18 protein-coding genes, 1 tRNA gene and 2 rRNA genes are annotated in these 18316 nt (G+C 49.7%); 11 read left to right on the top strand and 10 right to left on the bottom strand.

Annotated elements, in window-relative coordinates:
* The 3 genes from DN599_RS15355 to DN599_RS15345 all read left to right on the top strand — a co-directional run.
* Positions 1 to 384, top strand: a 23S ribosomal RNA gene (locus DN599_RS15355); the annotation flags it as partial.
* A 248-nt stretch (positions 385 to 632) separates the two neighbouring features.
* A 5S ribosomal RNA gene (rrf, locus tag DN599_RS15350) occupies positions 633 to 748 on the top strand.
* Between the two features lie 78 nt (positions 749 to 826).
* A tRNA-Asp gene (locus DN599_RS15345) sits at positions 827 to 903 on the top strand.
* Between the two features lie 694 nt (positions 904 to 1597).
* On the opposite strand, the gene DN599_RS15340 is transcribed toward DN599_RS15345, so the two are convergent.
* The 8 genes from DN599_RS15340 to DN599_RS15305 form a co-directional block, all read right to left on the bottom strand.
* Positions 1598 to 2575: an alpha/beta fold hydrolase gene (locus tag DN599_RS15340; RefSeq protein ID WP_110458453.1), complete on the bottom strand. Its 978-nt coding sequence runs from the start codon at positions 2573 to 2575 to the stop codon at positions 1598 to 1600.
* A gap of 132 nt (positions 2576 to 2707) precedes the next feature.
* Positions 2708 to 4789, bottom strand: coding sequence for a flagellar biosynthesis protein FlhA (gene flhA, locus DN599_RS15335; protein ID WP_110458452.1), 2082 nt, complete (start codon positions 4787 to 4789; stop codon positions 2708 to 2710).
* Between the two features lie 15 nt (positions 4790 to 4804).
* Positions 4805 to 5935, bottom strand: a complete 1131-nt coding sequence (gene flhB / locus DN599_RS15330; protein ID WP_110458451.1) for a flagellar biosynthesis protein FlhB — start codon at positions 5933 to 5935, stop codon at positions 4805 to 4807.
* On the bottom strand, positions 5932 to 6711 hold the full coding sequence (fliR, locus tag DN599_RS15325; RefSeq protein ID WP_110458450.1) for a flagellar biosynthetic protein FliR: 780 nt from the start codon (positions 6709 to 6711) through the stop codon (positions 5932 to 5934). Before fliR ends, flhB begins: the two co-directional genes overlap by 4 nt.
* Before the next feature lies 1 nt (position 6712).
* Positions 6713 to 6982, bottom strand: a complete 270-nt coding sequence (locus DN599_RS15320) for a flagellar biosynthetic protein FliQ (RefSeq protein ID WP_110458449.1) — start codon at positions 6980 to 6982, stop codon at positions 6713 to 6715.
* 4 nt (positions 6983 to 6986) lie between these two features.
* Positions 6987 to 7718, bottom strand: coding sequence for a flagellar type III secretion system pore protein FliP (gene fliP, locus DN599_RS15315; protein WP_110458448.1), 732 nt, complete (start codon positions 7716 to 7718; stop codon positions 6987 to 6989).
* Positions 7718 to 8089: a FliM/FliN family flagellar motor switch protein gene (locus DN599_RS15310; protein ID WP_170146360.1), complete on the bottom strand. Its 372-nt coding sequence runs from the start codon at positions 8087 to 8089 to the stop codon at positions 7718 to 7720. The genes fliP and DN599_RS15310 overlap by 1 nt, the downstream gene beginning before the upstream one ends.
* A complete protein-coding gene (locus DN599_RS15305) occupies positions 8067 to 8948 on the bottom strand; it encodes a FliM/FliN family flagellar motor switch protein (protein WP_110458446.1) in 882 nt (293 codons plus the stop codon). Before DN599_RS15305 ends, DN599_RS15310 begins: the two co-directional genes overlap by 23 nt.
* A gap of 866 nt (positions 8949 to 9814) precedes the next feature.
* Between DN599_RS15305 and DN599_RS15300 the strand changes: the two genes are divergently transcribed.
* From DN599_RS15300 to DN599_RS15265, 8 genes are read left to right on the top strand one after another with little or no spacing between them, the layout of a single operon-like run.
* A complete protein-coding gene (locus DN599_RS15300; protein ID WP_110458445.1) occupies positions 9815 to 10684 on the top strand; it encodes an OmpA family protein in 870 nt (289 codons plus the stop codon).
* Positions 10685 to 10709: 25 nt separating this feature from the next.
* Entirely contained in the window at positions 10710 to 12017 is a 1308-nt protein-coding gene (locus tag DN599_RS15295; RefSeq protein ID WP_110458444.1) for a sigma-54 interaction domain-containing protein, read from the top strand.
* A 27-nt stretch (positions 12018 to 12044) separates the two neighbouring features.
* The gene (fliE, locus tag DN599_RS15290; protein ID WP_110458443.1) at positions 12045 to 12383 is read left to right on the top strand and encodes a flagellar hook-basal body complex protein FliE; all 339 of its coding nucleotides are present in this window, start codon (positions 12045 to 12047) and stop codon (positions 12381 to 12383) included.
* Positions 12384 to 12395: 12 nt separating this feature from the next.
* The gene (fliF, locus tag DN599_RS15285; RefSeq protein WP_110458442.1) at positions 12396 to 14078 is read left to right on the top strand and encodes a flagellar basal-body MS-ring/collar protein FliF; all 1683 of its coding nucleotides are present in this window, start codon (positions 12396 to 12398) and stop codon (positions 14076 to 14078) included.
* Between the two features lie 22 nt (positions 14079 to 14100).
* Positions 14101 to 15087 (top strand): flagellar motor switch protein FliG, encoded by a 987-nt coding sequence (locus DN599_RS15280; RefSeq protein ID WP_110458478.1) that lies wholly within the window; start codon positions 14101 to 14103, stop codon positions 15085 to 15087.
* On the top strand, positions 15087 to 15794 hold the full coding sequence (gene fliH / locus DN599_RS15275; RefSeq protein WP_110458441.1) for a flagellar assembly protein FliH: 708 nt from the start codon (positions 15087 to 15089) through the stop codon (positions 15792 to 15794). Before DN599_RS15280 ends, fliH begins: the two co-directional genes overlap by 1 nt.
* Positions 15772 to 17127, top strand: a complete 1356-nt coding sequence (locus tag DN599_RS15270) for a FliI/YscN family ATPase (RefSeq protein WP_110458440.1) — start codon at positions 15772 to 15774, stop codon at positions 17125 to 17127. Before fliH ends, DN599_RS15270 begins: the two co-directional genes overlap by 23 nt.
* The gene (locus DN599_RS15265) at positions 17099 to 17533 is read left to right on the top strand and encodes a flagellar FliJ family protein (RefSeq protein ID WP_110458439.1); all 435 of its coding nucleotides are present in this window, start codon (positions 17099 to 17101) and stop codon (positions 17531 to 17533) included. The genes DN599_RS15270 and DN599_RS15265 overlap by 29 nt, the downstream gene beginning before the upstream one ends.
* A gap of 18 nt (positions 17534 to 17551) precedes the next feature.
* On the opposite strand, the gene DN599_RS15260 is transcribed toward DN599_RS15265, so the two are convergent.
* Positions 17552 to 18013: a flagellar protein FlgN gene (locus DN599_RS15260; protein WP_110458438.1), complete on the bottom strand. Its 462-nt coding sequence runs from the start codon at positions 18011 to 18013 to the stop codon at positions 17552 to 17554.
* The gene (gene flgM, locus DN599_RS15255) at positions 18006 to 18293 is read right to left on the bottom strand and encodes a flagellar biosynthesis anti-sigma factor FlgM (RefSeq protein ID WP_110458437.1); all 288 of its coding nucleotides are present in this window, start codon (positions 18291 to 18293) and stop codon (positions 18006 to 18008) included. Before flgM ends, DN599_RS15260 begins: the two co-directional genes overlap by 8 nt.
* Positions 18294 to 18316: the final 23 nt, after the last annotated feature.

Raw genomic sequence — 18316 nt, 5'->3', positions numbered from 1 at the left:
CTGGGGCTGAAGTCGGTCCCAAGGGTATGGCTGTTCGCCATTTAAAGTGGTACGCGAGCTGGGTTCAGAACGTCGTGAGACAGTTCGGTCCCTATCTGCCGTGGGCGTTGGATGATTGAAGGGAGCTGCTCCTAGTACGAGAGGACCGGAGTGGACGAACCGCTGGTGTTCGGGTTGTCATGCCAATGGCATTGCCCGGTAGCTACGTTCGGAATCGATAACCGCTGAAAGCATCTAAGCGGGAAGCGAGCCCTAAGATGAGTCATCCCTAGGACTTTAAGTCCTCTAAAGGGCCGTAGGAGACTACTACGTTGATAGGCAAGGTGTGTAAGCGTTGTGAGGCGTTGAGCTAACTTGTACTAATGACCCGTGAGGCTTAACCATACAACCCAAAAGGGTTTCTAACTAAGTGAATACTTAGCGAAAGAATACCGCCACTTGATTTAGTGTGACTCAAATTTAACTCTTGTATAAAGAGAACAGCTTTCTAAATTTATAATTTTGGTTAATTACGCAGGTAATTGTTTGGCTGACAAAGCCGTAACGAGCGAAGCGNGGAGTGTACTTTAGTACATGAGCACTGTAGCGAGGAAACAATGCCGTCAGACGGACAATTAACCAGTAAGAATTTGTCTGGAAACCATAGCATTGTGGTACCACCTGATCCCATCCCGAACTCAGAAGTGAAACGCAATCGCGCCGATGGTAGTGTGGGGTCTCCCCATGTGAGAGTAGGTCATTTCCAGACGCCTAATAAGCTCAATAGAGCACGTCTCCTAGCCATGACACGCTAGCGACGATAAAAGAATTTAGACTTCGGTCTAAAGGAGCGGTAGTTCAGTTGGTTAGAATACCGGCCTGTCACGCCGGGGGTCGCGGGTTCGAGTCCCGTCCGCTCCGCCAACATTACGATAAGCCCTTAGCAGCAATGCTAAGGGCTTTTTCGTATTTGTTTTTCAGAGAAATGATAACGATGGTACTGAGTGTAGTGCGTGAGTCGTTGCTAAAGCAGTGGTCACTCTCGAGCATCCATGGTCTATGTGGCATTTATGCACCCATGCTCTTCGTCGTTCAATTGGACCATCAAGGTTCCTAACATTGTTTGGTATTTACCCACCCCTAGGGGCTGACTCTTTATAAACAGAAATCCGCCTGCATTCTGCCAATAGCCAGTTCGACTCAATATATCCCTATATAAAAGCCAGTTCAGTATCCTTGTTTCTCATTCGCTCGCATTTGGCTGTCGCCAAGTTGACTCTAGCTCTCGTTCATAAGCTTATTACTAGGTCATATTTTCCCTGTCTATATACCCTACTCCATGTTGGTCGAATGTTTTTGTTAAGCGGGTTAGGTGCCCTTGTGACTGCTCGAAGCGGTATCTGCGGATAAGTTGGTGAATATCGAGCCACTATTTCGATAAGTTTAGGGCTGTTTTTAATGCATAGCTATGACTGGGTGGCTCAATGCAGATGGGGAGGTGTTTTATGACTGCGTTTATCTGTATGTAGATAAAGCCAATGGAGAGCGGTGAGCTATGTTTACCGCTAGTTTATTGGGATAGCCCTTATTGGGTATGACTACCCCAAAGTGATGGGGTTTAGGCGTATTGCTGGAAAAAGTCAAATAGGCTGTTAAGGGCGTGATTGCGGATGTTGTCGCTCTCAAACAGTATTTCGTGCCGCGCGCCATGGACAATGACTCGCTGGGCATTCTCCCCTATTGCCCTGTCTTGTGCCGTGTTATCGACTATGGTGTCTTCATCTGCTTGCAGAATTAACATGGGGACAGTACTGTGTTTGACGCTGTTAACGCAGTATTCAGCAGCCTTAATTGACTCGGTTAGCCAGCGATTGGTGGGTGAGCCTAACTGTAATTCGGGGCGCTCGTTATAGAGCTGTTGGTACCGCCGATAGCGTATTTGACAATGAGTAAGCTCATTTTTTTCAAAGGCTACCTGACGATAGTTGCACCCGCCAGGTACATAGTTGGGTTCGCCATCTCGTCTGAATTTGTCTAACCAAGTGGCAAGCCAGAGGATCGCCGGTTTAGGTGCGGGTAGACGTATGCCATACATGGGTGCTGAAAATGCAGCCGCGCTAAAAGTGTGAGGATTACGTGCGACATACAGGCTACTGATGGCGCAGCCCATTGAATGCCCCAGCAAAAATAGGGGGCTATCTTGTGCTTGTGCGGGTAGGACAACCTGTTCGATAAATTTTTCAAAGTCATCAATATAATCATCAAAATGCTCGACATGTCCCTTATGGGGATTCAATGTCAGCCGACTAGAGAGTCCTTGTCCTCGGTGATCCAGAGCATAAACATTGTAACCTTGCTGATAGCAATCGTAGATCACTTCTTGGTACTTAAGGTAAGACTCGACGCGGCCATTACTGAGCACTAGGGTGCGCTTATGGCTGGGATGAGTGACTGCCATATAAGCCAGTGTGATCTCTGGGCTGACGGCCAATTCACCTGTGGTGATTTGTTGCCAAAAGCGCTGTAATTGGGGGGAGGTAAGCGTGTGCTCACTGCTGTAAGGATGAGGTATTACTGAGCCAGTTGTCCGTGTCATAGGGGTTACAGTCATTGAGTGAGCAAGATAAAAGTGGGTGCATTATAAGCTCATGAGTGTAACAGAGATAAGCTTATGATGGCGATCAATCTTGCGTGCTAGCCTTGGGGCTCACCAAGGCTAGCGGCTAGGTTAACCGAGTTGACCCGCGATCATCAGTTCTTTTGTTTCAGGCACTTCGTTATAGGAGAGCACATGTAGTCCCCTGGCAAATGCCAGTGCATAACGAGCCAGCAGCGGCCTTAGTTGTGGCGATACCAGTAAGATAGGGCTGTGACCTTTCTCTTTAGTTTCGCTCAGCAGTTGTGGCATGCGCTGTTGCAGCTGGGCGAGTAAACTCGGTTCTACCGGAAAACTGTCGAGTGCCACTTTGCCCTGTTGCTGTGACTGGTTGAGTGCGGTCATCAGGGTCTGCTCTAATTCCGGCGCCAAGGTCAGTACATTCAATTTCGCACTGGTTCCCACTATCTGCTGTAAGATACTGTTGCGCAACGCGCAGCGAACATCGGCGGCCAGTAGTACGGGATCTTTGGTCTGCTCGCTGCACTCAAGTAACGTGGTGGCGATGGTGCGAATATCTTTTAACGGCACCTGTTCTTTTAGCAGTAAACGAAATACTTTCAGTAATTGCACCGGAGTTAACGCTGTGGTTAAGGCCTCTGCCAGCTTAGGCGCTTGCTTACTGAGGCGATCGCTCAGATGCATAATATCATCGTGTTGCAGTAAGTCGGCCAGCGATTCTCGCAGCTGTTTGCTCACGTGGGTGGCAATGACAGTCGCGTTGTCGACCACCGAGTAGCCTAAGTTCAGCGCCTTGGCCTTAATGTCGGTCTCTATCCATACCGCATCCATTTGATAGGCAGGTTCCACCGTTAAGATACCATCTATTTTGCCGTACACTGGGCCACTTTTAATGGCCATAAGGCGATCGGGCTCTAACTCGGCATAGGCCACCTGAGTACCCATAAAATTGATTTGATAGGCATTAGGGGCGAGAGTGAGGTTGTCTCGTACCCGCACTTCTGCAAGCAAGAAGCCTGCTTGTTCTGACAAGGTGCGTCTAATCCCCGTGAGGCGTTTTTGCAGTTCGGCGCCCTTGGTTTTTTCCACTAAATGCACTAGACGATAGCCAAGGCGAACCTCGATAATATCTGTGTAGGGCAGGGCGTCCCAGCTCGGTGCAGAGGGCTCAGTAAGGGTGTTCTCAATGGTTTCATCGGCGCTACTCTCGGCAATGGGCGTCACATTACGGCTTTGTCGCCATGAGGCGAAGCCCAGTAACAGTGCAAACGACAGGAACACTGCTGCAGGCATGCCCGGGGTGATGCCTAAGATAAACATCACTACTGCCGCCGTCGCTAAAGTCTTTGGATTGGCCAGTAGTTGTCGGGTTAATTGCGCCGGCATCTCCTCAGCATCAGAGACCCGGGTTACTATGATGGCTGCCGCTGTGGCTAACAGTAGCGAGGGGATCTGCGCAACTAGGCCGTCACCTATGGTGAGTAGCGCGTAAGTTTTAAAGGCATCGGCGGCACTGAGATCGTGCATAAAGATACCGATACTGATACCACCAATAATGTTGATCGCGAGGATCAACAGGCCGGCAATGGCATCACCACGGACAAACTTAGAGGCACCGTCCATCGAGCCATAGAAATCGGCTTCTCTGGCGACATCTTGGCGGCGGATGCGGGCCTGTTCATGGGTGAGGGTGCCAGCATTAAGATCGGCATCAATCGCCATCTGTTTACCGGGCAAGGCATCGAGTGTAAAGCGCGCAGATACCTCAGAAATACGTTCGCCACCTTTAGTGATCACCACAAAGTTGATGATCATTAAGATGAGGAAGATAACCGCACCGACAACATAGTTGCCGCCAATGACCACTTCACCAAAAGCTTGAATGACTCGACCCGCAGCGTCGCCTCCTTCGTGGCCTTCAATTAACACCACTCGGGTGGATGCCACGTTCAGCGTCAAGCGCATCAAGGTGGCTAGCAGTAGGAGCGTTGGGAATACCGAAAACTCCAATGGCCGGCGGATCGACACACTCACCAACAACACCATCACCGCAAGGACGATGTTGAAGGTAAAGAGGACGTCGAGCAACCAAGGTGGCAGCGGCAAAATCACCATGGCCAGAATCGCTAGCAGCATCACAGGGATGCCGATAGCGCTATAGTTTCCTGAAAAGGTGCGTGATAGCCAGTTCATAGGTTAAGCAATCCTTTAATCGTGTCGTAAATGGGGAGGAATGAAGAAATGAGGCAAAGGCTCAGGCTTTTGTTGTTTGCCTTGGCGAGACGCCTTAATCTGCATTACATAGCTAAGTACATGGGCAATCGCGGTAAATAGCGCTGCCGGAATTTGTTGATCGACCTGTGTCGTATGATAGATAGCGCGGGTAAGCGCCGGGATCTCAATCACTTCGATATTATGTTGCTTGGCGAGCTTACGCATATACAGGGCTAACTCTTCGGTGCCCTTAGTGATAACGTAAGGGGCATCGGCCAAGTTGGGGTCATATTTTAAGGCCACCGCATAATGGGTGGGGTTAACCAAGAGCACATCGGCTTTTGGAATCACGGTATCGGCACGAGATCGCGCCATACGTTGTTGTAATTGACGTATTTTCGCCTTAATTTCGGGCTTACCTTCCTGCTGCTTATGTTCATCTTTAAGATCTTGATGAGACATGCGCAGCTCTTTACGGTGATGCCAATATTGATAAGGCACATCAATCAGCGCGATGGCCAGCAGGCCTGTACCTAAATAAAGCATCCCTTCCGATAGCAGAGTCATACCGCGGCTAATCGCCTCATCGATGGGCAGTTGACTGTAGTTCAGCAGCTCTTGTAAATGGCCGCTTAAAAAGGCAAACATGATGCCAATCAACAACACAATTTTAAGCACAGACTTAAGCAGCTCAATCAATGATTGCACCGAGAAGATGCGACCAATGCCAGAGACAGGATCGATGCGGCTATATTTAAATCCCGCATTACTAAAGCTCAATAGGGGGCCACCGGGCAGGGCACCAGCCACGGCAGCTAATAGCGCGACCATAATAAACAGCGGCCCCAGTAGCTCGAGCATATGCATCAGGCTCGCGCCTAAGTGGCGTGTCATCATATCTGGCTGGTTTAGATCGGCTTTGGTCAGGTACATATTGTATTTGAGCAGCTCTTTGACTTTCTCGGCAAACCAGTCGGCACTGCTGGTGAGCAGTAAAGAACAGCTGATGATCAGTGCCGCCGCCGCCAGATCTTTCGATCGCGGAACCTGGCCCTCTTCTCTGGCCTTGCGCAGTTTCTGCTGGGTGGGTTCCTCGGTTTTATCGTGTTTATCGTTCTGACTCATGCGCTGCCACCGATAAACTGATACATAGCGGTGAGCGCATCGAGGCACACATCGCTGTAACGACTGGGGATGCCACTAAAAGAGAGCAATACGCACAGTAGGCCCATCAGCATGGTCATAGGGAAACCCAGTGAAAAAATATTCAATGAGGGCGCGGCGCGGCTTAATACTCCAAAGGTAATGTTAACCATCAGCATGGCTAATACCGCCGGAATCGCCAGCATTAATGACGCCGCAAAGAGCCAGCCAACACGATGGATCAGCCCCATTAACGGCAGATCAAAAATGCCCATGCCAATCGGCCATAGACGAAAACTGTCGACCAATATGCCAATCGCCACTAAGTGACCGTCTAAGGCCAGAAAGATTAAGGTGCCAAACATTAAGAACCATTGGCTTAAAATCGGATTAGAGTTGCCATTGGCTGGATCATTCATAATGGCCATCGCCAAGCCCATCTGCATCGACATGATAGTGCCCAGCATACTCATGACATGCAGCAAAATACTGAGAAACAACCCTAACATAAAGCCAATTAATAGCTGTTCAATCGCCAGCAACAGGGCACCAGCCGAGACGGCATCCACCTGAGGCACAGGCGGCAGCATGGGGCCCAGCAGCGCAGCTAGGCTGAAAGCCAGTAAAATTCTCACCGTCACAGGTACGAAGGCATTCCCTAGCAAAGGCATCACGATAAATGCCCCCATTAGACGACAAAAAGGCCACCAGAAGCTGCCAATCATGGTGCTTATCTCGATTGAAGTGAGCGAAAGCATGTCAGCCTATGATGTGGGGAATGTTCATAAATAACTGGTCGAAGAAATCCATCAGTTTCTGAATTAACCAATGACCAGCAAAAAGTACCATTAACAGGGTCAAGACCAAGCGGGGTAAGAAGCTCAAGGTTTGTTCATTGACCTGTGTCGCCGCTTGAAATACGGCGATCAACAAGCCGAGCAGTAAGCCAGGGGTCACAAGTACCATCACCATGGCGACCACAAGATACATGGCATCGGCGAATAAAACTGTGAGTTGATTGGTATCCATTATGTTACCCAAAACTCGCAGTCAGGGTACTGACCGTCATAGACCAGCCGTCGACTAAGACAAAGATCATCAGCTTAAACGGCAACGAAATGATCAGTGGCGACAGCATCATCATCCCCATAGACATCAACACACTGGCCACGACCAAGTCGATCACCAAAAAGGGCAAAAAGAGTAAGAAGCCAATTTGAAACGCCGTTTTGAGCTCACTCAACACAAAAGCGGGCATCAGTACAAAAAATGGCACCTCTTCAGCCTTAAGATTGGTAGGTTCACCCGCAATCTTAAGCATCTGCTCTAAGTCGGTTTCTCGGGTTTGTGCCAGCATAAACTGACTCAAGGGGACTTTGGCAATAGCGACAGCTTCGGTTAGTTCAAGCTGACCTTGATCATAAGGCAGGTAGGCATCTTGATAGATACGATCCCCCACAGGGCGCATGATAAAAATCGTTAGCACTAGCGCGATACCGATAAGTACCTTATTGGGTGGACTTTGCTGTAACCCCAATGCCTGCCTTAAAATCGCCAATACCACGACGATGCGCGTGAAGCTGGTCATCATCATTAGCAGCGCAGGCAACAGGCTTAGCGCCGTCATCAGCGCCAAGATCTCCAGCTTTATGTTGACCGCTTGGCTCTCTTGAGCCCCATCGAGCGTGAGTAATGTGAGGCCATCAGCGGCAAATGCCTGAGGGGCTAAAAGGCAGAGGCTCAGTATCAACGCTCGCAGTAGCATTAGTCGCTTGCTCCGCCTAAACCGATATCTTCCACTTCAAGTAGGCGTACACCATAGCGTCCGCCCACTTCAACGACTTCCCCCTTACCTAGCAGCGCACCATTGACTCTGATATCTAAGGGCTCACCCACCATACGGTCTAGGGCTATGACATCGCCTTCACCCATACGTGTCAGCTCGCCAAGACACATCTCTGCGCTGGCCAATTCAAGTGTGACCTGCACCGGAAGTTGTTGAAAGAATGAAATATCTTTCAATGGTTTATTCTGAGCCTTAGGCGTAGAAAAGTTATCTTCGGCGAAAATGTCATCGTCGAGTAAAAACTCGTCATTCGATAGTAAGTCCTGTTCAGCCAATGTTGCTGTCCTCATGTTGAAATATATCTTGGGTCAATTTGGCGACCATTTGGCCTTCATGACTATGCACGGAAGCCTGGAATAAGGGGCGGTTACCCACATTAAGCTGGCCCTTAGGGTTTAAATTCATTGGCAGTATGTCGCCAACATTAAGCTGGTTAAGCGAACGCACTGGCATGGCGTGTTGGCCTAAGGTCATCTGCAACTTAATGGGTAATTGTTGTAACCAAAGCTCGAGCTTTTTCGCCAGATCTTTGTTGGCTACAGATTCCTTGGGTTGTTCCGACATTAGCCCAAGCAAGTGTTCGGCCATGCAAAACAGCATAGGAGCCACGCAACGCTCTTTGCCAAGGTCGATAGACCAGACTGCTGGAGCATCAAGTGACATTGGCGGTTTAACCAACTCTAGCTCAACTTGCTCTGGGTCTATTTTCCCCATTGGTAGTGCGCTTAGGGCTTGGAGTAATAAGTTTTTCACCAATCTAAATTCCGACTGGCTAGGCTCACGCAGCGGTGAACTCAGAGGTGTGGCAAGGCTACCGTAATAGCAACTGGCCAGCTGATCTAAGGTACAACTGTCGATGCGCCACCACCCAAGGGTCTTTTGCTGATAACGACAGACAAACCAAGCATGATAACTTTCGGGCTGCAGCGGACTATCCTGCTCTGTCAATGTCACGTTATACACGGCGCCATGACCATTACGGGTTAAGGGGGCCAGTACCGTATTGATGGCATCCAGTAATGGCCGTCTGCTAAGGATGAGTTGCTGCAGCAAGCGTGCCCGAGCAAGTTTTTCCTGTACTAGCATCACTGGCCTAACCTTATGGCCTGAGCCTGCCTTTAGTAGGCGAGATTTTGTCGTTGTTTTCATTTTTTCTCCGCATTGAAAGCAAGATTCGCCTAACTGATCACGCTTAGTATTGATTTATAAAGGTCGAATACTAAAAAATCACTAACATCTGTCTATAGACATGTCATCTGTTTTGTCTAAAGTAAAAACTGAGCAGTCGATCACATTTTTAAAATAAAGCTCAATTTCGATTTTGTTTTATTTTTGCTCACTAACATCTATTCATTTGTTAAATAAAGATTGCTAATTATTTATCAGTGAACATTTCATTTTCAATTTGCTATTTTAATTATTGAATTAGCGCCAAATAATTGTCGATTGTTGTTTTATTGACTCTTTAGGTGGTATTTTTTTATATTTAAAATGCAGCCACTCTTAATTTGGCGCTAAACATACCAGTCAAGTATGTCGGTTTCAATCTTAAAAGATCACCAATAGTGAACTATTTTTTAATCAGTGTGTAATTGACATACTATCTGTCATACTAGTAAAGTACTTTGTGTTTATATCGAGCTGTCATCGATAAAGCGGCTTAAATAGGTGGAATAACTACTAGCTGAAAAATAAAGTTTTTTACCAACTTCATGATCGTTAGGCTCCCAATGGACTAGGTATTAATTAATGAATCAACTAATTGATTTTCATTGATTGATGATTAGTTTTTTTTGGATGAAAAACTATCAACATATATAGTTTGATTAATCTGAGTTAATCGGTATTACTTTATAATTAAGTGTTTGATTAACTATTTTGATGTTTGCGCCAATTCATTTGCGATGGACCGCATTACGAGTTATTAACAAATTGTGTTCCAGAGTAATTATTGCCAAAGATTAAGCTTTAGGAGTGTCGATCACGCCATAAGAATAAAGGCATTGAGGTTGTTTATGCGTGGTTTTGTTAGTTTTTCTTTATTCTTATTGCTTGTGCTGTCGGCTCCTGTGGCATTATCTAACCCTAATGTGACCGTTTATAAAACGCCGCTTGAAAAAGCCCAGTGGCTGTACCAAGGTGATCGCTTTGGTTGTGAGCTGCGCCACCCCGTTACGGGATTCGGCGCTATGGCGTTAGTCGCCCAACCTGGTCAGCCGATCCGCTTGACGCTTAATGCCGATTGGCTTGCACTTGACAGTCTAGAGATCACCGCCAGTATCGAACCTTCTACATGGCAATCCCAGACCAGTATTTTAGCCCGCACGACCTTGCAAGGTCAGGGTAAAAGTGCTGTAAGCACCTCTTCAGCAGACCTTTTTCTCGAAGCATTAGAAAGTAATTATGCGTGGCAAATCTTGCTTGCCGAGCAAGGCGAGTCGCTCTATCGAATAGACTCGAGCGCGGTATCGACCCAAGCCGGAGCGCGTCAGATGAGTAAATGCATAGGTAATCTGCTGCCTCAACCTTTTTCTTATGTTCGCCAGCGTGAATTGTTGTTTGCCAAAGGTTCAGACAGCTTAACTGCGGCACAACTGGCCGATATCCAAGCGATCGCCGCCTACGTCAAGGCCGATAAACAGATTAACCAAATTTTGGTCGATGGCCACGCCGACAGTAACGGTGATCGACTGGCTAACTTGATGTTAAGCAGACAACGCAGTGACGAAGTGGTCGCACGCTTGATTGAGCTGGGCATAAGCCGAGCCATGATACAGGTGCGCAGTCATGGCACCCGCTACCCCAAAAGCAGCAACACGACTGAGGTGGGTCGGCAGGCCAATCGCAGAGTCAGCATACGTTTAGTTAAGCAGACCTCAAAGTGATAGGTTCCGATTGGAGAGCATCGATATGAATTCCCTCAGTATTAGAACCCTTGGTATAGAGCTACCAGATGATATCCAGCAACAACTTTTAAGTGCTGGATTTAGTCTATGGCAACAAGGTAACTGCCAGCCTTGGTTGACCTTGGTTAACTTATCACAATGCGAGCCCAACGAGGTTGCAGCGCAATTAACCGAATATCAGGCCGGTAATCTGGTGGCATTGTTGGCACCAGAGCAAAGTGAATTAGCGGCGGCGGCGATGCAAGCTGGCGCGCAGGATTACTTATTACTACCTGTGATCGGCGAGTCACTGTTTGCGCTAGTGAACCGTTTACGCCGTCTCGAGCAACCAGACACGAGTCTAGTGGTCGCCGCGGCAGTGAGCCGCCAACTATTGATGTTAGCGCATCGCGCTGCCGCAACCGAAGCCAGCGTCTTACTTTGTGGTGAAAGCGGCACAGGTAAAGAGCCGCTAGCCCATTATATTCATCGCCACTCATCACGGGCTAATAACGCTTTTGTCGCGATTAACTGTGCGGCCATTCCTGAGAGCATGTTGGAGTCGGTACTGTTCGGTCACGTAAAAGGGGCCTTTACTGGCGCACTGAGCGACAAAGCCGGTAAATTTGAACAGGCTAACGGTGGCACCTTGCTGCTCGATGAAATTGGCGAAATGCCACTATTACTACAAGCAAAATTACTGCGGGTATTACAAGAGCGTGAAGTTGAACGCTTGGGCGGCAATCAACTGATCCCGTTAAATATCAGATTAATCGCCTCAACTAATAAAGACTTACGTAAAGCGGTTGAGATGGGTGCCTTCAGAGAAGATCTCTTCTATCGTTTGGACGTGTTACCGCTAACCATTTCTCCCCTGCGTGAGCGCAAGGCCGATATTTTACCCTTAGCCGAACATTTTTTGTGTTTATATGACACGCCCGGTTCGGCTGCGCCGTGTTACTTCAGCGAACCGGCTAAGCAACTGTTAATGGCACACGATTGGCCAGGCAATGTGCGCGAGTTAGAAAACTGCATTCAGCGCGCACTCGTAATGCGCCGCGGACAGGCGATACAAGCGGCAGAGTTAGGCTTAGCTGTAGAGCTGCTGATGTCGCCAGAGCCGGCCGACACGGGTGATGGTCTTAAGGCGTCTAAGCGTCAGGCAGAGTTTCAATATATCGTCGACATCCTCAAACGTTTCAATGGAAATCGTAACAAAAGTGCCGATGCGCTTGGGATGACCACGCGAGCGTTGAGGTACAAGTTGGCACAAATGCGCGAGTCGGGTATCGACGTCGATCAATTACTACAACGTGCCGGTCAAGCGGCATGAAGCAACTAAAGATGAATAGGAATTTTTATGGTTAATGGGACGCACGTCAGCTCGACTGGATTACTCGACACCCTGAGCGTGCATCGTGAGATAGCCAAGGGAGCCATCAATATTAGCGCCAATCCTGCCGATAATGGCATGGCAGTTGGTTCGTTTACCGAGCTGATGAAACACAAAATCTCGGCGATAAACCAAGATCAAAACCACTCATCAATGATGATGAAAGCGGTAGATAGCGGCGCGAGCGACGACTTGGTAGGTGCCATGGTCGCGTCACAAAAGGCTAGCCTATCCTTTTCGGCAATGATGCAAATCCGTAATCGATTGGTGCAAGCCTTCGACGATGTAATGAAGATGCCTTTGTAAGGAAATTGTTGTATGTCTACTTCTGTTATTCAATCTAGCCCGGACATCAATGGAGATGCCCGCACTAGCCCATTGGCGAGTGTGACGCAAAAGTGGCGTCAATTCACCAGTGGTGACCGTCAAGTGATGGTATTGGCACTGCTATCCACTGTGGTGGCTAGCGTGATCGTGCTTATGTTATGGACAGCCAGTCAGGGGTATCGTCCTCTATATGGTAGCCAGGAAAATGTTGAAACCTCGCAAGTTATCGAAGTGCTCGAGGCCGAAGGCGTTAATTACCGACTCGAAGCCAATACCGGCTTAGTGCTGGTGGCCGAAGACCAACTCGGCATGGCGCGAATGTTACTGGCTGCCCGTGGTGTAAAGGCTAAAGTGCCATCGGGGATGGATCAGCTCGACAATTCAGGCCTAGGCACCAGCCAGTTTATGGAGCAGGCGAAATACCGCCACAGCCTCGAAGGTGAATTATCGCGCACCATTATGGCGCTTAAACCAGTTCGCGCCGCGCGAGTGCATTTAGCCATACCTAAGCGCACCCTGTTTATTCGTCAGCAACCCGAGCTGCCAACGGCGTCGGTGATGGTGCAACTCTATTCAGGTTCGACACTGAACGAAGTTCAAGTCGAATCGATTGTTAACTTGGTCGCGGGCAGTGTCACAGGTATGACGCCAGCGAACGTTAAAGTGGTCGATCAAAACGGTAATTTCTTAAGTGCCGCTATCGCTGATAATCAAGATATTACTCAGGCGCGCGATCGCCAACTGCAGTACACCCGCGAACTAGAGCAGACCTTAATTGCTAATGCGTCGTCAATGTTAGCCCCCGTGCTTGGCGCTGACAATTTCCAAGTAAGAGTCAACGCCAAAGTTAACTTTAACCAAGTGGAAGAGACCAAAGAGTCACTCGATCCCCAGGCGGTGATGACCCAAGAACGCACCAGTTTAGACGACAACAATGCCGCTATTGCAGCGGGGATCCCAGGCGCATTAAGCAATCAACCACCACAACCTAACGAAGAGGGTGCAGAGACAGATACCAACCGTAATGTACGCCAAGAAGAGAGCCGCCAATATGACGTTGGCCGCTCAGTGCGCCATATTCGTTATCAGCAGATGCAGTTAGAAAACCTCTCGGTGTCAGTATTGGTCAATAGCACCACCATCACAGATGCCGCGCAGGAAGAGGCTCAGCTACTGAAATTAGGCAACATGGTGAAAGATGCCATCGGCTTTTCAGCGCCGCGAGGCGACAGCTTTAGCATTAATGCGTTTGCCTTTGCACCAACGACCGTGGCTGAATTTAGTCCAATGCCCTGGTGGCAAGCAGAGCATTACCAAACATACCTGCGTTACCTGATTGGTGGATTGCTGGGCATAGGCCTTATCTTCTTCGTGTTGCGTCCGCTGGTGACACACTTGACTCGCACCTCGCAGAAGCAAGCCGATGAGGCCGAAAGCCAAGCCGCCGCGCTCCCAGTTGCAGCCACCAGTGAGCCCGCGCCCGCAGCCTTACCGCCCAAAGCCGGCGGTGATAAACAGCTTGCCGACGCCGACTGGTTGGGGAGCCAAGGGCTGCCAGAGCCTGGTTCACCCTTAACGGTGAAGATGGAGCATCTCAGCATGCTTGCAAATAAGGAACCGGCACGGGTTGCCGAAGTGATAGCTCATTGGATAGGTAATAAAGACGGTGAATGATAATAACGATCTCGACATCAAGATGGACAACTATTCGCAAGCGGCCATGTTGCTGCTGAGCATGGGCGAAGAAGGCGCTGCGATGGTGATGGCGCATCTAGACCGTGATGATGTCCAGCACCTGAGCCACAAAATGGCCCGCCTCTCCAGCATTACTCAACATAAAGCGGAAGCGGTATTGAGTCGCTTCTTCGAACGCTATAAAGAGCAGTCGGGTATTGCCAGAGCCTCGCGCTCCTATTTACAAAAAACCCTCGATATCGCCTTGGGCGATCGCGTGGCAAAAAGCCTTATCGACAACATCTATGGCGATGAAATTAAGGTACTGGTGAAGCGCCTCGAATGGGTTGAGCCTAAGCTGCTTGCCAGAGAGATTGCCCACGAGCATAGCCAACTACAGGCGGTGCTGTTGGGCTTGCTGCCGCCAGAAAGTGCGGCCGAAATCTTAAAAATGTTGCCAGGCGCCAGCCAAGACGAGGTATTAATTCGTATTGCTCAGCTGGGCGATCTCGACCGCCACGTGGTCGATGAACTGCGTCAGCTCGTCGAGCGCTGCATGCTAATGGCGATGGAAAAGAGCCACACTCAAGTGGCCGGTGTTAAGCAAGTAGCCGATATTCTTAACCGTTTTGAAGGCGACCGCGAGCAGTTGATGGAGATGATTAAACTGTTCGATAAGCAGTTGGCCAGCGATGTCACCGATAACATGTTCGACTTTATTATTTTGGGACGTCAAAAGTCAGAGACTTTGCAGACCTTGTTAGGGCAAGTGCCAGGTGAAACCTTAGCCCTAGCCCTAAAAGGGATCGACTTAGAACTTAAAGACGCGCTACTCGAGGCCTTGCCTAAACGTATGTCGTCGGCCATTGAAACTCAGGTCGATGCCCTAGGTGGTGTGCCGGTTAGCCGCGCCAACGGTGCACGTAAAGATATTATGACGCTCGCCAAACAGATGATGGCAGATGGCGAAATTGAGTTGCAGCTATTTGAAGAGCAGGTGGTGAGCTAATGGCGGACAAACCAAACCGCTGGCGCTTAGATGACAAGCTAGCACGGCGCTATCGATTCCCGCCGCTCTCCAGTACAGGCGAGCCGGGCAGTGAAAGCGCTGGCTGGCAAGATTATCAGCAAGCGTTCGAGCAAGGCTATGATGAAGGCATGCAGCAAGGCCGCGATGCCGGCTATGAAGTAGGCTTGCAAGAGGGCACAACCGCTGGACATGCCGCCGGTTTTTCGCAAGGTAAACTTGAAGGCCAGCAAGCAGGCAAAGCCAGTATCGATGAGCAGCTCAATGAGATAATTGCTCCCCTGGGGGCGCTCAAAGCCTTGCTAGAAGAGGGTCATTGTAAACAGGTCAATGAACAGCAGAGCCTGATTTTAGATCTGGTTCGCCGCGTCTCACAACAGGTGATCCGCTGTGAATTAACCCTGCAGCCGCAGCAGATCCTTAAGCTAGTGGAAGAGACCTTAAGCGCACTGCCCGATGATCAAAGTGACGTTAAAATTCACCTTGAGCCTTCGGCCGTGACCAAGTTAAAAGAGCTGGCCGAAGATAAAATTCGTGGCTGGAACCTAGTACCAGACGCCAGTATTTCAGCCGGTAGCTGCCGCATTGTCAGTGATAAGTCTGACGCCGACGCCTCGGTAGAAACGCGGCTCGATGCCTGCATGCAGCAGGTAGAAGCCAAATTGAATGAGACGGATCTTGAAGCCTGAGTTAGCACCGCAGGACTGGCCTAATGTGCCCGTTGCCCGTGTTTATGGGCGGTTGACCCGAGTCAACGGCCTGTTGCTAGAGGCCGTAGGCTGCCAGCTTGGCATGGGCGATCGCTGCCAAATCGAAGGACGTAACGGCCGGCTTATCGAAGCCGAAGTGGTGGGCTTTCATAAGGATGTGCTCTGTCTCATGCCGATTGAAACCACCCAAGGGCTGATGCCCGGCGCCCGCGTGTTACCCATGATCGAGCAGCAAACGCTAACCATAGGTGAAGGGTTGCTCGGACGGGTGCTCGATGGATTAGGCCAGCCGCTGGACACCTTAGGCGAGTTAACCGGTATCGCCCGTGTGCCACAATCAGACACCAGTTATAACCCCTTGTTGCGCCAACCCATCAAACAAGCGCTGGATGTTGGCGTGAGAGCCATTAACAGCTTATTGCCCATAGGCCGAGGCCAACGCTTAGGTTTGTTTGCCGGCTCTGGTGTGGGTAAGAGTGTGCTCTTGGGTATGATGACCCGCTTCACCGAAGCCGATGTGGTGGTCGTGGGATTGATTGGTGAGCGTGGCCGAGAAGTACGCGAATTTATTGAAGAGACCCTTGGCGAAGCTGGCCGGCGCCGCGCGGTGGTGATTGCCGCGCCTGCCGATACTACCCCCTTGATGCGCCTGCGCGCTATGCGTCTATCCCATGCCATTGCCTGTGGTTTTCGCGATCAGGGCAAGCAAGTATTACTGCTGGTGGATTCGTTAACTCGCTACGCTCAGGCGCAGCGAGAAATCGCCCTCAGCTTGGGGGAGCCGCCAGCCACTAAAGGCTATCCACCCTCGGCATTTGCCCAGCTGCCTCGATTGGTGGAGATGGCCGGTAATGGTCAACATCAACAAGGTACCTTAACCGCCTTTTATACGGTATTAACCGAGGGAGATGACCAGCAAGATCCCGTGGCCGATTCGGCTCGTGCGATCCTCGATGGCCATATTGTGCTGAGTCGTAAACTGGCCGAGCGCGGTCATTTTCCCGCCATCGATGTGAATGCATCAGTGAGCCGTTTAGCCACTCAGATCGCCAGTCCAAGTCAGCTAGAACAAAGTCATATCATGCGTCACCTTTTGAGTCGCTATAATGAGGTGCGTGAGTTATTGCCATTAGGGGGTTATCAGGCGGGGCAAGATCCCGAGATGGACTTGGCTGTGCAAGCGTATCCCGAGATGGCCAAGTTTTTACGGCAAGCGGCCGAGACCAAAATCAGCCGCGCCGATAGTCTGCAACAGTTAGAGCAATTAATGGAAGTGATGGGTTATGCGCCAGCGTCAGCGACAACTGTCTAGATTGTGTCAACAGGAAGAGAAAAAGCTCGCGCAATTAGGGCAAAAGCGTGATGAGGCGCTGCGTCGTATGCAGCAGGCTCAGCAACAACATCAAGCCTTAAGTGAGATGATCAGCGATTATAGCGGCCGCCAATATGGAGCGCACCCGCTGTTGTGGCAAAACGCGACCCAGATGGCTCAAGCGTTAGAGCCGATGAAGATCAAACTGGCTCAACAGCAGACCTTGCTGCAACACGAGCAGGCACGAGTCGACAATTTATGGCGTAAGCAGTTGGGACGACAGCAAGGGTTGAAGTGGTTACAGCAGCAGACCAAGGAGGCGCTACTGGAGCAAAGCATGCGTCAAGAGCAAGCGACTTTAGATGATATGGCAGGGTTTTATACGCGGGGCAATGTGTCTCGCTAACGCAATTTAAGCTTAACGTTAGCGAGCTAGGTGGTTGCCGTAATCTATCTGTTGATGCTGGCTATCAGGATTGAGCAACCGAGTGAGAGTCTCTTGTTGCAATGCTAATAGGCGGCCATTGACTTCATTGGCCTGCTGGCTCTCTGTCACCAACAATTGTAGGTTGTCCCACAAAATTTTAATTTGCGGACGCAGCTGATTCGGCAAGGCGGCAAGCAGACGCTTCATGCCATTGCTATCACCTTTAAACCCAAGTTGGATTAAGATCTTGCTACGCTGAGCGGCTCGTTGGGCGAGTTTATCGCACAATGCCGTTTGACGCGTATTATGCAGTGATAGCCCTTGATTGTCGGTGCGCTGCATTAGCTCTCTTTGATGTTTAAGCATGCTTTTTAGCTGGCCGTAATCATCCACATCTAAGCGAATATCACGTAGCAGCGTCTGCACTAACAAACGCTTATCAACTTGGGGTTTATCCATGTTGGTTGAGCATCTTATCGGCAATCAGATCTAAATCTAGTGAGAAACTACCGTCTTGCAGCGACTGACGCAGTGCGGCAATTTTGTCGTGATCCACATCGTCAAGTTGCTGTAGTGCCTGCTGAGACTGCTCAAGCGACTGCCAATCCTGGCTGATGGATAGCTGGGCTGGTAAAGGCGTAGCTGCTGATTGAGGCGCTGGCGTGGCTTGAGCATTAACATTGCTCTTCTTGGCACCAATCTCAGCACCAATCGCGCTGTTGATTTTATTGATTTCCATTGTACTCACTCGATAATTCGGCT

This window comes from Shewanella algidipiscicola (assembly GCF_900380485.1).
Classification (GTDB): Bacteria; Pseudomonadota; Gammaproteobacteria; order Enterobacterales; family Shewanellaceae; genus Shewanella; species Shewanella algidipiscicola.
The sequence above is the reverse complement of the archived record's forward strand: the minus strand, read 5'-3'. Positions and strand labels throughout refer to the sequence as shown.